The 14444-nt window shown below is 36.4% G+C and carries 11 protein-coding genes; 8 read left to right on the forward strand and 3 right to left on the reverse strand.

All coding sequences use genetic code 11. The annotated features are described in order from the left end of the window. The 3 genes from VNJ50_RS04530 to VNJ50_RS04540 all read left to right on the forward strand — a co-directional run. A partial coding sequence (locus VNJ50_RS04530) for an ABC-F family ATP-binding cassette domain-containing protein (RefSeq protein ID WP_325579475.1) occupies window positions 1–1577 on the forward strand: 1577 nt, incomplete at its 5' end. A 2-nt stretch (window positions 1578–1579) separates the two neighbouring features. After that, window positions 1580–2353, forward strand: a complete 774-nt coding sequence (locus VNJ50_RS04535) for an O-methyltransferase (protein WP_414652865.1) — start codon at window positions 1580–1582, stop codon at window positions 2351–2353. Window positions 2354–2508: 155 nt separating this feature from the next. Next, a complete protein-coding gene (locus VNJ50_RS04540; protein WP_325579479.1) occupies window positions 2509–3192 on the forward strand; it encodes an ABC transporter ATP-binding protein in 684 nt (227 codons plus the stop codon). A 229-nt stretch (window positions 3193–3421) separates the two neighbouring features. Here the strand turns inward: VNJ50_RS04540 and VNJ50_RS04545 are convergent, their stop codons facing one another. Further along, window positions 3422–3901 (reverse strand): Dps family protein, encoded by a 480-nt coding sequence (locus tag VNJ50_RS04545; RefSeq protein WP_325579480.1) that lies wholly within the window; start codon window positions 3899–3901, stop codon window positions 3422–3424. A gap of 102 nt (window positions 3902–4003) precedes the next feature. Between VNJ50_RS04545 and VNJ50_RS04550 the strand changes: the two genes are divergently transcribed. Then, complete coding sequence (locus VNJ50_RS04550; RefSeq protein ID WP_325579481.1) at window positions 4004–4942, forward strand: hydrogen peroxide-inducible genes activator; 939 nt, start codon at window positions 4004–4006, stop codon at window positions 4940–4942. A 27-nt stretch (window positions 4943–4969) separates the two neighbouring features. Here the strand turns inward: VNJ50_RS04550 and VNJ50_RS04555 are convergent, their stop codons facing one another. Next, window positions 4970–5167, reverse strand: a complete 198-nt coding sequence (locus VNJ50_RS04555; protein WP_325579483.1) for a hypothetical protein — start codon at window positions 5165–5167, stop codon at window positions 4970–4972. A 343-nt stretch (window positions 5168–5510) separates the two neighbouring features. On the opposite strand from VNJ50_RS04555, the gene VNJ50_RS04560 reads away from it, so the two are divergent. The 4 genes from VNJ50_RS04560 (at window position 5511) to VNJ50_RS04575 (ending at window position 11908) form a co-directional block, all read left to right on the forward strand. After that, entirely contained in the window at window positions 5511–6113 is a 603-nt protein-coding gene (locus tag VNJ50_RS04560; RefSeq protein ID WP_325579485.1) for a TetR/AcrR family transcriptional regulator, read from the forward strand. Between the two features lie 39 nt (window positions 6114–6152). Continuing rightward, a complete protein-coding gene (locus VNJ50_RS04565; protein ID WP_325579487.1) occupies window positions 6153–7511 on the forward strand; it encodes a TolC family protein in 1359 nt (452 codons plus the stop codon). A gap of 30 nt (window positions 7512–7541) precedes the next feature. Beyond that, window positions 7542–8603: an efflux RND transporter periplasmic adaptor subunit gene (locus VNJ50_RS04570; RefSeq protein WP_325579489.1), complete on the forward strand. Its 1062-nt coding sequence runs from the start codon at window positions 7542–7544 to the stop codon at window positions 8601–8603. A gap of 137 nt (window positions 8604–8740) precedes the next feature. Next, window positions 8741–11908, forward strand: a complete 3168-nt coding sequence (locus VNJ50_RS04575; RefSeq protein ID WP_325579491.1) for an efflux RND transporter permease subunit — start codon at window positions 8741–8743, stop codon at window positions 11906–11908. A gap of 109 nt (window positions 11909–12017) precedes the next feature. On the opposite strand, the gene aspA is transcribed toward VNJ50_RS04575, so the two are convergent. After that, window positions 12018–13454 (reverse strand): aspartate ammonia-lyase, encoded by a 1437-nt coding sequence (aspA, locus tag VNJ50_RS04580; protein ID WP_325579493.1) that lies wholly within the window; start codon window positions 13452–13454, stop codon window positions 12018–12020. Window positions 13455–14444 lie beyond the last annotated feature (990 nt).

The raw sequence follows: 14444 nt of genomic DNA on the forward strand, positions 1-14444 counted from the left end.
TAAAAATTATTGAAAATTACGAAAAAGCACTTTTAAATCTGGAAGATGCCGATGCTTACCAAAAAGCGTTTGAAGGCATGGAGCGGCATAATGCTTGGGAATTTGAACTGCGATTTAAACAGATCCTATCCCAATTGAAATTGGATGATTTGAGCCAGAAAATAAAAACACTGTCGGGCGGACAAAAAAAACGTTTGGCATTGGCCACAGCTCTCATCAATGAACCGGATCTTTTAATTTTGGACGAACCTACCAACCATCTTGATCTTGAAATGATTGAATGGCTGGAGCAATATTTTGCCAAAGCCCAGATGACCTTATTTATGGTCACGCACGACCGTTATTTTTTAGAGCGTGTGTGCAACGAGATTATCGAATTGGACCAAGGCAAACTCTATACCTACAAGGGCAACTACTCCTATTATTTGGAACAAAAAGAAGCCCGTATTACCAATGAAACCATTGAAACCGGCAAAGCCAAACAACTCTTCAAAAAGGAATTGGACTGGATGCGCCGCCAACCCAAAGCCAGAACCACAAAATCCAAATCGCGTATTGACGATTTTCAGGATATCAAGGCCAAAGCGCATAAACGCCGAAATGACCACCAAGTGCAATTGGAAATCAACATGGAACGCCTGGGAAGTAAAATTGTGGAATTCCATAAAGTTTCCAAATCCTTTGGCGACAAAATTATTTTGAAAAGTTTTGAATATGTGTTTAAAAAAGGCGAACGCATTGGCATCATTGGAAAAAATGGCACTGGAAAATCGACATTTTTAAATATGTTGACCAACGTAGCTTCTCCAGATGCAGGAAAAATAATTATTGGAGATACCGTAAAATTTGGTTATTACACCCAAAGTGGCATCAACGTCAAAGAAGGCCAGAAAGTAATTGAGGTCATCAAGGAATTTGGCGAATATATTCCGTTGACCAAAGGCCGTCAAATCAGTGCTTCGCAATTGTTGGAACGTTTTTTATTTGACCGAAAAAAGCAATATGACTTTGTTGAAAAATTAAGTGGTGGCGAACAAAAACGACTTTATCTGTGCACCGTTTTGATCCAAAATCCAAATTTTTTGATTCTGGATGAACCTACCAACGATTTGGATATTGTAACGCTGAATGTGCTTGAGGATTTTTTATTGGATTTTCCTGGCTGTTTACTGGTCGTATCGCACGACCGTTATTTTATGGACAAAATTGTCGATCATTTATTTGTCTTTAAAGGTCAAGGCGAAGTTGAAAATTTCCCTGGAAACTATACCGATTATCGAGAATATGAAGCCTCTACGCCCGTTGAAGATGTTGTAAAACAAGAATCTGGACCTGTAAATCCAAAAATCAATGACCACAACAAACTATCGTATAACGAGCAAAAAGAATTAAAATCGTTGGAAAGTAAAATTAGAGCCTTGGAATTGGACAAAATTGCTTTTGAAGCCAAATTTCACGACACCAGTTTAAGCCAGGATGACATCACTAAAATGTCGTTGGAATTGGAGAAAATTATCAACGAATTGGAAGAAAAAGAAGCGCGATGGTTTGAGATTTCAGAAAAACTAGAAAATTAAAAATAGTGCACCAAATTATCTCGTATATAAAATTTCTCATTGCATCAAGTAATCAACATGGGGTACACTCACCTTTTGTCTATGATTTAGTGACCAAATGTTTTTATGACCAAACTAATTATCCAGAATATAAAGCCTTAAAAAATTACCGTTCAGAATTACTTCAAAATAAACACATTGTCAAAATCACAGATTTTGGCTCTGGCTCTAAAGTTTTCAGCTCCAATAATCGCCCTATAAATGCTATTGCCAAAACATCGGGATCGACATTAAAAAACGCCAAGCTTTTATTCAGGATAGCGCGGTATTTTCAGCCAACTTCTGTTTTGGAATTAGGCACAAATCTCGGGATTGCCACCTATGCGTTGGCATTGGGAAATCCCAAAACATCGATTGTTACCATTGAAGGATGCGATGAACTTTTAAAAGTTGCTACCAAAACATTTGCAACCAATCAAATTACAAATATCACAGCCATTCTAGGCGATTTTAAAACTGAAATCCCAAAACTTAACACGCAACACTGGGATTTGGTTTTTTTTGATGGCGACCATTCCCAAGCAAGTACTTTGGCCTATTTTGAAATGCTTTTACCATGGGTCCATAATAATTCGGTATTTATTTTTGATGATATTTACTGGTCCAAAGACATGAGTTCGGCTTGGGAAATTATTAAAGCACATCCGCGAGTAACAGTGACGATAGATACCTTTAATTGGGGATTTGTTTTTTTTAGAAAAGAGCAAGGCAAGGAACATTTTAAAATTAGAGTGTAACAACTTTATGATTTGAACGTCATATACATCAGAAATCAAAAAAACTTCCGAGTTTAAAGTTTTAAAATTCCAGCATTGAAATTTGTAACTTTGTTGACCTTAAAGAAAAGGAAATTTTGAAATCAAAACTATAAACCACACTTTTAAACCACATTATGGACAACGTCATCCACATAAGAAATATCGTTAGAAACTTCAAATTAGGTTCAGAAACCGTATATGTGCTAAAAGGCATCGACCTAGATATTGAACGTGGTGATTATGTAGCTATTATGGGACCTTCAGGATCTGGGAAATCGACATTAATGAATCTTTTGGGGTGTTTGGATACCCCTACTTCAGGGCAATATATTTTGAATGGTAAGGATGTTAGCCAATTAAGCGACGATCAATTGGCCGAAATCCGAAACAAGGAAATTGGGTTTGTTTTCCAAACGTTTAACTTATTGCCAAGAACTACAGCATTAGACAATGTGGCGTTGCCTATGATTTATGCCGGCGCTTCAAAAGCCGATCGTGAGGCGAGAGCCACCTCGGTTTTACACGATGTTGGCTTAGCCGACCGAATTCACCATAAACCCAACGAACTTTCGGGAGGACAACGCCAGCGGGTGGCTGTTGGCCGTGCATTGGTAAACAAACCATCCATTATATTAGCGGATGAGCCTACCGGAAATTTAGATTCCAAGACTTCACTTGAAATTCTTCAATTATTTGACGACATTCATAAAGCTGGAAATACGGTAATTGTAGTCACCCACGAAGAAGATGTGGCAGCGCGTGCAGCACGCATTATCCGTTTGCGCGATGGAATTATTGAAAGTGACATAAGAAACTAGAAACTAAAGCTTCTCTTTTCAAACCTCTAAAAGACTTTTACAATTAAAATGAATTTGTAAAACATCAGCAATATTCATTGGGTTATAAGTTGATTTCATAAAATCATTGAGCAAAGACTATGATTTCAATATTGAATTTAAAAACTAAAATTCATCATAAAAAAAATGGAGAACCCAAACTTTGAATCCTCCATTTTATCAGTCTAAAAGTTGCTTTTGGTATTAAACCTTATACCGTTTCTCCCAACCAAGCTTTCATCATCCACACGGTTTTTTCCTGTTCGGTAATAAAATCGCTCATCATTGAGTTGGTTCCTTCATCACCGGCATCACCAGTTTTATCCAAAATTTGGCGTTCAATTTTTAATAATTCAGATAATGAATCGATAATCAATTCGACCGCCTTCTCATCCTGAGAGATGTTTTTTCCAACTTTTACTTTTGCTTGTTTAATATAGTCATCAAACGTATGTAAAGGTGTTTCGCCCAATGTCAAAATACGTTCCGCAATTTGATCCACTTTGATATTGGCGTCGGTATAAAGTTCTTCAAATTTAAGGTGCAAATCAAAAAAACGTTTTCCTTTAATATTCCAGTGGATGCCTCTCAAATTTTGATAATATACCTGAAAATCAGCTAATAATTCATTCAAATCATTTGCAATATCCTTAGTCTTTTTGGTATCTAAGCCAATTGTATTTAATGTCATGTCAATTGTTTTTTAATTCTCTACAATTTAAGCTTTTATTAAGTGGATTTATAATAGTTTTTATTGATAGTTTTTATATTTTTATAGTTTAAATGAATAATCATGACCATTACACAATTAACATACGTTTTGGCAATTGCCGAACATAAAAACTTTACCAAAGCTGCCGAACATTGCTTTGTGACCCAACCCACCTTAAGTACTCAAATTCAAAAACTTGAAGAAGAATTGGACGTACTTATTTTTGATCGGAGCAAAAAACCGATTGAACTTACCGAAGTTGGTCGAAAAATTGTAAAACAAGCCCGAAATATTGTCAATGAATCAGATCGTATCCAAGACATTGTTGATCAACAAAAAGGATTTATAGGTGGTGAATTTCGTATTGGTGTCATCCCAACGGTGATGCCAACCCTGCTTCCTATGTTCTTAAAAACATTTATCAAAAGGCATCCTAAGGTAAAACTGAAGATAGAAGAAATGACTACCGATGAGATTATTGTAAAAATTAAAGATGGTCATCTGGACGCTGCTATTGCGGCAACCCCATTGGAAAACGAAAGCATTAAAGAACGCGTATTATATTTTGAACCTTTTGTAGGTTATATTCCTGAGCACCATCGACTTTATAAAAAATCTAAAATAGAAACCGCCGATCTTGAAATTGATGACATGTTGCTTCTTGAAGATGGCCATTGTTTTAGGGATGGCATAATCAATTTGTGCAAAACCCTTAAGTCGCAAACGGAAGACAGTTTTCAACTGGAAAGTGGCAGCATCGAAACCTTGGTTAGACTTTCAAATGAAGGTTTGGGAATGACACTGCTACCCTATTTGCACACGCTTGAACTTAATGATAAACTAAAACATAATCTTCGCTATTTTGTAGCACCTTCTCCTGCAAGAGAAGTGAGCATTATTTACCATAAAAGCGAACTTAAAATGCAAATTATAGATGCCTTATACGACGTCATCTCAGGGATTATTCGCGGGGCGATTGCGTTTCAAAATGTCAAGATCATTAGTCCTATTGCTAAATAAAAAAAGCGACCTTTCGGTCGCTTTCCATTATGGTTTTAAATAAATTAAACACTGATTTAATTCTGGATTCTGTAGGATCAATGATTTAATAAAGATTCTCAGCTCTTCAATTTCATAGGGTAATAAACGTTGAATCGCTTTTTGAACTTCTCTACAGAACAATGCAGTATCAAAACTGACTTTGCTAAGTACGGTTTTAGTGTACTCAAACATTGCTCTTGCCATGATTGTTTTTAGTTTAGGTTATTAATAATTAGGTAGATTTCATGAATAGGCTTACTATTTTAGGTGGCATAAATTTATACTAAAAAACCATATATAACAAGAACGATTGACAACTTTAACAAATAATGCATGAAAATCCCTCTAAAAATGAGGAATTTATATTTTATCTTCCTCCATCAATTAACATTATTGTTATAAACACCATCACAATACCATAAAAACAATAACGCCTTGATCAGCCCCAATCAAGCGTCCAAAAAAATAAAAAAAATTTATTCCTATTACATTTTTTATTTTACCTTTGCGTATTGACAATTTAGTCAAACATTAAAGTCAAACAACTATGTCAATATCAAAAAAGGAAGATGCAACGTATGAATTGATTATAAACACTGCCAAGCAATTATTTTTTAAAGAAGGTAAGTTTAATGCTACCACTCAAGAGATTGCCGATGCTGCAGGTGTAAACAGAACGCTGATTAATTATTATTTTCGTTCGCGCAATACACTTTTCGAACTCATTCTTAAAGAAGCCAAAGAAGAGGAAATCAAAAAACAAGAGATCATTGTTTTGTCAGACTTACCCGTTCGTGAAAAGCTGGAGCTTTTCATGGATCATTTTTTTGAGATGGCCAAAGAATACCCCTATATGGAAATCTATATTGTGACCCAAATGAACCAAACCGGTATGCTTAGTTTTAAGGATAATGATCATATAAAAAGAATGTTGGACAAATTTTATGTCGCTTTGGAGGTTGAAATGGCATCAGGAAATATTGAAAAGATGGAGCCCATTCAATTTATCCTCAATTTCATTTCGATGCTTTCATTTCCTGTCTGCATGCGTCCATTAATTCAGGAAAGCATGGAATTATCCAATGAAGAATACGAAAAAATATTATCCGATAGAAAACAGGTCATCCTAAAATCTATTTTCAAAAACTGACCTTAACATTAATATAGAAGACAATCTCAATCCATTTACATGAAAACCCATAAATTAAAGAAACACATCCTTTATTTTAGTGTTATTGCACTAATGGCAAGCAACGGTATTGCACACGCGCAACAAACGTTATCCTTAAAAGATGCCATACAATATGCCTTAGAAAACAAATCGGATGCCAGAAAAGCAAGATTGGGTGTTGAAAACAGTGAACATCAAATTGCAGAAGTCCGTTCAAGAGCTTTGCCTCAAATCAATGCTTCCGGAAACTTGATAAATAACACCATTTTACAGGAAAGTGCCTTGCCTGGCGATATTTTTGGACTTCCTGGAACCACCATTTTAGTGCCTTTTGGACAAAAATGGATGGCTATTGGCGGCGTACATCTTACTCAAAATTTATTTGACTATTCAGTTTTTACCGGATTAAAAGCTGCAAAAACAACACGAGAGTTTTACAAGGTCAATGAGCAACTCACTCAAGAACAAGTGATAGAAGCGGTTGCCAAAAACTATTATCAGGTTTTTATTACCAAGCAAAAACTCAAAACCATTGAACAAACCTCTGCCAATACGGCCAAAGTGCAACACACCATACAAGGATTGTTTGACAACGGATTGGCAAAAAAGGTGGACTTGGACCGAATTAAAGTGACTTTGGTGAATCTCAACTCGACCAAACAACAACTCGAAAACGCTTATAAACTTCAAGAAAACACACTTAAATTCCTTATTGGAATGCCAATAAACACACCCATTACACTTCAAGAGGAAACAATTGCGATAAACCCTACTTTTCCTGAAACCCTGGATGTGAAGCAACTCACGCAATTCCAACTTTTGGAAACCCAAAATCAATTATTGCAATACAACAAGCAATCTATCGTAGCTGGCTATTACCCAACACTTAGCTTAGGTGCCAACTATAGTTATCAAGGTTTGGGCGAAAAATTCCCGTTAAGTAATGCTAAACCTGCCGACGGGCTTTTTTGGACCGATTATGCCTCGATTAGCCTGAATTTGAACATTCCGATTTTTAATGGATTCGCCACCCGATCTAGAGTGCGCCAAGCACAAAACCAATTGGATGTATTAGAAGAAGATATGAAAGAAACAGAACTGGCCCTGAACTTCTCTTTTGAAAATGCCAAAACCCAAATTACCAACAGCATTATTACCATTGAAAGCCAAAAAGAGAACGTAGGTTTGGCGCAGGAGGTTTTGGATAATACTCAAAACAATTATGCCAATGGCTTGGCCACACTCACCGATCTGTTAGAGGCTGAAAATGCGCTTACCGATGCCAAAAACAATTACTCACAAGCACTCTTGGAGTATAAAATAGCAGAAATTGAAATGATCAAATCAAAGGGAGAATTGCGTTCCCTGACAAATTAACCTTCAACATAAAAATAAATTAGCATTCCAATGAAAAAAATACTTTATATAGTTATCGCCGTAATCCTTTTGGTATTCGCAGGCTTTAAACTAGTAGCCAACAAACAGAAACAAGAAGATGAAACCGCAATTGTGGCCCAAAAAAACGCAACAGTTGCAGTACGCGTAGATGAAGTTACCACCGATATTATCAATACCGAATATAGATCGAATGGCAACTTTGCACCTTATCAAGATTTAAAATTAGCTTCGGAACGGGGTGGGCAAATTACCCAAGTTTTGGCACAAGAAGGCGCTAAAGTATCTGTTGGGCAAACTTTGGCCATAATAAAAGCCGATTTACAATCGGTTGAACTTCAAAATGCCGAAGCATCATATTTAACCGCACAAAAAGATGCCGAACGCTTTGAAAGTGCCTTTACTACCGGCGGCGTTACGCAACAACAACTCGAACAGGTACGACTCCAATTGCAATCTGCTTTGGCCCGATTGAACCAAGCCAAAATAAATGTGGGTGACAGCCATATCCGATCTACTATCAACGGCATAGTCAACAAACGACATATTGAGCCCGGAACAGTGGTAGCACCCGGAGCCCCACTTTTTGATATTGTGAATGTATCTAAACTAAAATTAAAAGTGAATGTTACCGAAAATCAAGTAGCGACCATAAAAATTGGTGATACCGTTACTATTAAAGCCAGTGTTTATCCTAATAAAGATTTTACAGGAAAAGTAACCTTTATTGCTGCAATGGCCGACGTATCCTTGAACTTTCCGGTAGAAATAGAAGTGACCAACAACCCCAACAACGAACTTAGAGCGGGTATGTACGGCTCAGTCATTTTCAGCTCAAAAAATAGCGATCAGACTCCATCGATCATTGTACCTAGAGATGCTTTTGTAGGAAGTGTCAGCAATAATGAAGTATTTGTGGTAAAAGACGGCACAGCACATTTGACAAAAATAACATCTGGAAGAAATTTTGGAAACACGGTTGAAGTCCTTGATGGGTTACAAAAAGGAGATATTGTGGTTGTCAGTGGTATTATCAATTTAACAGATGGATCAAAAATTTCAGTAATCGAATAGATAGAAATCAATATCATGCTTATTTAAGGTGGTGGTGATTTGATACAAATTGGCAATTCAATACCGACAGCATAAACATCACAAAACCACCATAGATTACAACAGATTACTTTAAACAAAAAACAGAATTTAAACAGATGAAATTAGCAGAAATATCCATAAAACGCCCCACGATGGTGGTGGTATTGTTCACGATACTTACCCTAGGTGGGCTTTTTTCCTATATGAATTTAGGCTATGAGCTGGTTCCTAAATTTGAGGTCAACGTGGTAACCATTACTACGGTATATCCTGGAGCATCTCCTTCGGAAATAGAAAACACGGTGACCAAAAAAATAGAGGATGCGATTTCCTCTCTTGAAAATATTAAAAAAATCGATGCCAAATCTTACGAAAGTCTTTCCATGGTAATGATCCAGTTAAATCCAGGAACAGATACTGATTTTGCTCTGAACGATGCACAGCGAAAGGTAAATGCCATTTTAGCAGATTTACCTGATGATGCCGATCCTCCATCTTTAGTAAAATTTTCAATGGACGATCTGCCAATCATTACCGCAGCAGCAACTTCCAATATGGACGAAGTATCATTTTATGATCTTTTGGATAAAAAACTGCAACCTATTTTATCTCGTGTCCCAGGTGTTGCACAAGTGAATCTTATTGGCGGTGAAGAACGTGAAATCCAAGTCAATATCCACCAATCAAAATTAGAAGGTTACGGACTTTCGGTTCCTCAGATCCGACAGATTATCTTAGCCTCTAACCTCGATTTTCCAACAGGAAACATCAAAACAAAAGAAAGCTCTACACTGATCCGTTTGTCTGGAAAATATAAAAATGTTGAAGAACTTAAAAACCTGGTAATTTCTGATCAAAATGGCATTCAAGTCCGTTTGAGAGATGTTGCAGAAGTTAGAGACACACAAAAAGATGTCGAAAAAATTGCAAGGTACAACCAAGAAAGCGCCATTTTGATTCAAGTGATGAAACAATCTGATGCCAATGCTGTTTCAGTGAGCGAGCTGGTCAGAAAATCCATTGCTGACATCGAAAAAGATTACGCTGCCGACAACGTCAAATTATCCATTGCTAATGACAGTAGCCAGTTTACCCTTACTGCTGCCGACAACGTGATTTTCGACTTGTTTCTCGCGATATTTTTGGTAGCGGCTGTTATGTTATTATTCTTGCACAGTTTCCGAAATGCGCTCATCGTCATGGTAGCCATCCCGGTTTCACTTATCGCGACGTTCATCGGCATTTATTTTATGGGTTATACCTTAAATCTTATGAGTTTAGTAGCCCTTTCATTAGTGGTAGGGATATTAGTGGATGACGCCATTGTGGTATTGGAAAATATACATAGGCATATGGAAATGGGAAAAAGCAGAATCCGTGCTTCGTATGATGGTGCCTCAGAAATTGGATTTACCGTTGTAGCGATCACTTTGGTGATTATTGTTGTGTTTTTGCCAATTTCGATGGGTAATGACCTGGTATCTAATATCATCAAGCAATTCTGTGTCACAGTGATGATCGCCACTGGATTTTCGTTTTTGGCATCATTTACCATTGTGCCATGGCTTTCTTCCCGATTTGGAAAATTGGAAGTCGTTTCCAATGCCACATTTTTTGGAAGAATTATTTTAGCTTTTGAATTAAGACTTTCTGCATTCACCCATTGGATTTCCAATTTACTGAAATGGTGTCTTAGAAGTTGGAAAACAAAAGTAGCAACTCTCGGAATTGCTGTAGCACTTCTTATCGGCTCGTTTACTTTGGTCGTTGCAGGATTTATTGGTGGCGAATTTTTCCCAGGGATTGACCGTGGTGAATTCTTGGTACAATTAGAACTTCCTAAAGATGCATCGATTGAGCAAACCAATTTACTGACCCAAAAAGCAGAAAACTATCTCAGGAGCAAGCCCGAAGTTGTAGATCTGATCACTACTGTTGGACAAACCAGCTCTGGTTTTGGCGCCACTCAAGCAACGTCCTATAAATCGGAAATTAGTGTAATTCTCAACGATAAAAGCTTAAGGGAAGACAATACCTTTATATATGCAGCCAAAATTAAACGCGAATTGCAATATGAATTGGTCAATGCCAAGATATCCACTATTCCTGTAGGCCTTATGGGTGCTGAACAAGCGCCTTTACAACTCGTGGTAGTTGGTTCTGATCTAGACAGTGCTATGGAATTTGCTCGAAAAGCAGAAGCCGCATTGCTAGAAATAGCTGGAACCTCTGAAGTGGAACTTTCTGTTGAAGATGGAAATCCTGAAATTACAGTACAAGTAGATCGGGATAAAATGTCAAGTTTGGGATTAAATCTGTCTACCGTTGGACTAACTATGCAAACTGCGTTTAGCGGTAATACTGATGCCAAATTTAGAGCAGGCGAATACGAATACGATATCAACATTAAATACGATGCGTTTGACCGAGCGAATATTACGGATGTGGCCAACTTGATTTTCATTAATGATAAAGGCCAACAAATCCGACTGGACCAATTTGCCGAAGTCAACCAAGGTTCTGGCCCGAGTGTATTGGAACGACGCGATAAAAGTCCGTCAGTTAACGTCAATGCCCAAGTGGTAGGACGCCCTGTGGGAGATGTGGCCAACGAGTGGGAAAAAGTATTCTCAACCATTGAAAGACCAACTGGTGTTTCTTACGTTTGGGGCGGTGATATGGAAATGCAGGGTGAAGGTTTTGGCACCTTGGGGATTGCACTTTTAGCTGCTATTATCTTGGTATATTTAGTCATGGTAGGATTGTATAACAGTTATATCCACCCTTTTGTGGTTCTGTTTTCCATTCCGCTATCCTTAATTGGGGTTCTTGTCATATTAGCTCTGACCAATAACACCTTAAACATTTTTACGATCTTAGGAATGATCATGCTTATTGGACTGGTCTGTAAAAACGCTATTTTATTGGTGGATTTCGCCAATCACAGAAAAGATGCGGGTGAATCGACCTTTAATGCCCTAATCCAAGCCAACCATGCCCGATTACGCCCAATTTTGATGACCACCATTGCCATGGTTTTTGGGATGATTCCTATTGCCTTGGCTAAGGGTGCCGCTGCGGAAATGAACAACGGATTGGCCTGGGTTATTATTGGTGGACTCTTATCATCATTATTTCTTACGCTTGTTATTGTACCAGTAGTATACTCCATTTTTGACGGTCTTGTTAGAAGAGTGACCAAAAACAAGGGCAAAGTGGATTATGATGCTGAGATGAAAGCAGATTATATTCCTATTGAAGTGAAAGAAGAATTTGAAAAATAATTTGCTACAGCTATAATAAAACAGCAATAGGGTTCGGAATTCCGAACCCTATTATTTTATTTTCAATACTTTGAAAAGTTAATTTGTTATATCAAATCAATTTCTAAAATTACTTATGGATTGCCGCTATATATTCCGGGCGCATTAAATTTTCTGGACTCAGAATACGATCTAGTTCTTCTTTAGAAAGCAGTTTTTTATCTAAGACAAGTTCTGGAATAGTCTTACCTGTTTTAATGGCTTCCTTACCAAGAACATCACACATGTGATGCCCAATAAATGGACTCAAAAATGTAATCAATGCTACGGAATTATACACCATATCCTTAGTGGTTTTTTCGTTGGCGGTAATCCCCAAAACACATTTGTTTGCCAATGAAAGCAATGCGTTTGAAAGCAACTCAATCGATTCAAAAATACATTGTGCAATCACCGGTTCCATGACATTTAATTGCAATTGTCCTGCTTCCGAAGCAAAAGATATCGTCACATCATTACCGATAACCTTAAAACACACCTGATTGACCACTTCTGGAATAACAGGATTAATCTTTGCCGGCATAATAGATGATCCTGCCTGCAATTCTGGCAGATTAATTTCGTTAAAACCACATCGAGGTCCGGACGACAACAATCTCAAGTCGTTGCATATTTTTGAAAGTTTGACTGCCGTTCGTTTTAAAGCGCCAGAAATCATAACATAATCGCCACAATCGGAGGTGGCCTCAATCAAATCTTCTGCTTCAACAAAACTCGCTCTCGTCAATTTCTGCAAATAGCCAATTGAAAGTTCCGTAAATCCGTTAGGTGCATTTACACGCGTGCCAATAGCCGTACCCCCAAGATTGATTGGCAAAATCAAGTCTCTACACATTTTCAGGATTTTAGTTTCCTCTTTCAAGTTTGTAGACCAAGCAGAAAACTCATCACCCAACGACATGGGCACAGCATCTTGAAGTTGTGTTCTGCCCATTTTTAAGATTTTTTTGAACTCAGCACCTTTGATATCCATTGCCGTTGTCAGCACATTAATTTGCTCTAACAGATAATTCATATAATAATAAATAGACACTCTAAATGCAGTAGGATAAACATCATTTGTAGATTGCGATTTATTAACATGATCATTAGGATTTATAATATCATATTGCCCTTTTTCATAACCATTCATTACCAAGGCCACATTAGCGATCACTTCATTCGCATTCATATTAATAGATGTTCCTGCACCACCCTGAAACACATCGGTAGGGAAATATTCGGCATACCGATTCAAATTGTTCAGGATTTCGTCGCATGCATTGATAATCATATCTGCTCTTTCTGGAGAAACCGTCCCAATGTCCCTATTTGCAAAAGCACATGCTTTTTTTGTGATGATCAACCCTTTTATGAACAACGGATAATCTCGAATTTTCGATTTTGAAATTTCAAAATTATTTATGGCACGTTGGGTATGGATCCCATAGTAAACGTCATTGTCGATTTCTAATTCGCCCAATAAATCTTCTTCCCTCCTGGTTTTGGCACTATTATGTTTTATCATTTTTTAAGATAGTTTGCAGTTTCTGAACATCAAAAACAAATCCGTCAATAAAACATACATTAAAACAATCTTCGAAGATACTTATTCGTTAATTATCAATGATTTAATATAAAGACGTGAGCAGTTTTGTTGTAATTAAATCCAAATAAGTTGTTAAAATTAATAAATAAAATTCATTCCATAATAGGCAATTTAGCAGAATTTTATTTTGTGCCCTCTAAATCATTTCAAGATTATATTACGAAAACATGAAACAAGGGCATTCTTTTTTCAATAATAAAAAATAGATTTAAAAATTTGACAAATCATAAATTTACATCGTGGTAATTTATCGATATCACAAAACTTCATTTTTAAAAAAATCAATGATTTCATTGGAATTTAATATTCAGAAAGAACCTATTTCACAAATAAAACTTTTATTAATGGTGAAAATTGATACGAGACTTTTTAAAATGATGAAAAATATGCTTAAAAAATAAGTCCAATTAAATCTTGTTTTAAGACAAAAAAATGAAGCTATTAATACAAAAATTAAAATTTAAACCCATATATTAGTAAGCATAAAACCACTAAACAAATTTTAATCTTTTACTAACTTTATTTAATTTGTTTTACCAGATAGATGATCGAAATTATAAGGAATCGAGAATGTTGGATGATATTGCTAATTATTGTAGAATAAACCTTTCAATGATTATCTTTAGAGCCTGTTTAAAAATTATAGTTTAAATTTTTGTAGTTGTTTTCAGATAGATTTTAATCTTTGACCATGCATATTTAGCGGGCTAAAGCAAGTAATCAACGGCTAAAAGATGCTAAAAAGAGCATAAAAATACAACTAAGAAAAATAAGCACTTTCAAAATAAATATTTCGTTAAAATTTAAACAATCTCTTAATAAAAATTTTAATCACTTAAACAAAAATTATAATACACCAAATTACTGTGTAACATTAGTTGCTCAAACTTTAATACAAGTTTTTTAATT

This window comes from Gelidibacter sp. (genome assembly GCF_035577925.1).
In the GTDB taxonomy this organism is placed as follows: Bacteria; Bacteroidota; Bacteroidia; order Flavobacteriales; family Flavobacteriaceae; genus Gelidibacter.

Excerpts from the sequence above, each read along its gene's own strand:
- VNJ50_RS04570 (WP_325579489.1), top strand. The coding sequence starts at position 7,542 with ATGAAAAAAATACTTTATATAGTTATCGCCGTAATCCTTTTGGTATTC.
- VNJ50_RS04550 (WP_325579481.1), top strand. The coding sequence starts at position 4,004 with ATGACCATTACACAATTAACATACGTTTTGGCAATTGCCGAACATAAA.
- VNJ50_RS04555 (WP_325579483.1), bottom strand. The coding sequence starts at position 5,167 with ATGGCAAGAGCAATGTTTGAGTACACTAAAACCGTACTTAGCAAAGTC.
- VNJ50_RS04545 (WP_325579480.1), bottom strand. The coding sequence starts at position 3,901 with ATGACATTAAATACAATTGGCTTAGATACCAAAAAGACTAAGGATATT.
- aspA (WP_325579493.1), bottom strand. The coding sequence starts at position 13,454 with ATGATAAAACATAATAGTGCCAAAACCAGGAGGGAAGAAGATTTATTG.
- VNJ50_RS04565 (WP_325579487.1), top strand. The coding sequence starts at position 6,153 with ATGAAAACCCATAAATTAAAGAAACACATCCTTTATTTTAGTGTTATT.
- VNJ50_RS04560 (WP_325579485.1), top strand. The coding sequence starts at position 5,511 with ATGTCAATATCAAAAAAGGAAGATGCAACGTATGAATTGATTATAAAC.
- VNJ50_RS04540 (WP_325579479.1), top strand. The coding sequence starts at position 2,509 with ATGGACAACGTCATCCACATAAGAAATATCGTTAGAAACTTCAAATTA.
- VNJ50_RS04575 (WP_325579491.1), top strand. The coding sequence starts at position 8,741 with ATGAAATTAGCAGAAATATCCATAAAACGCCCCACGATGGTGGTGGTA.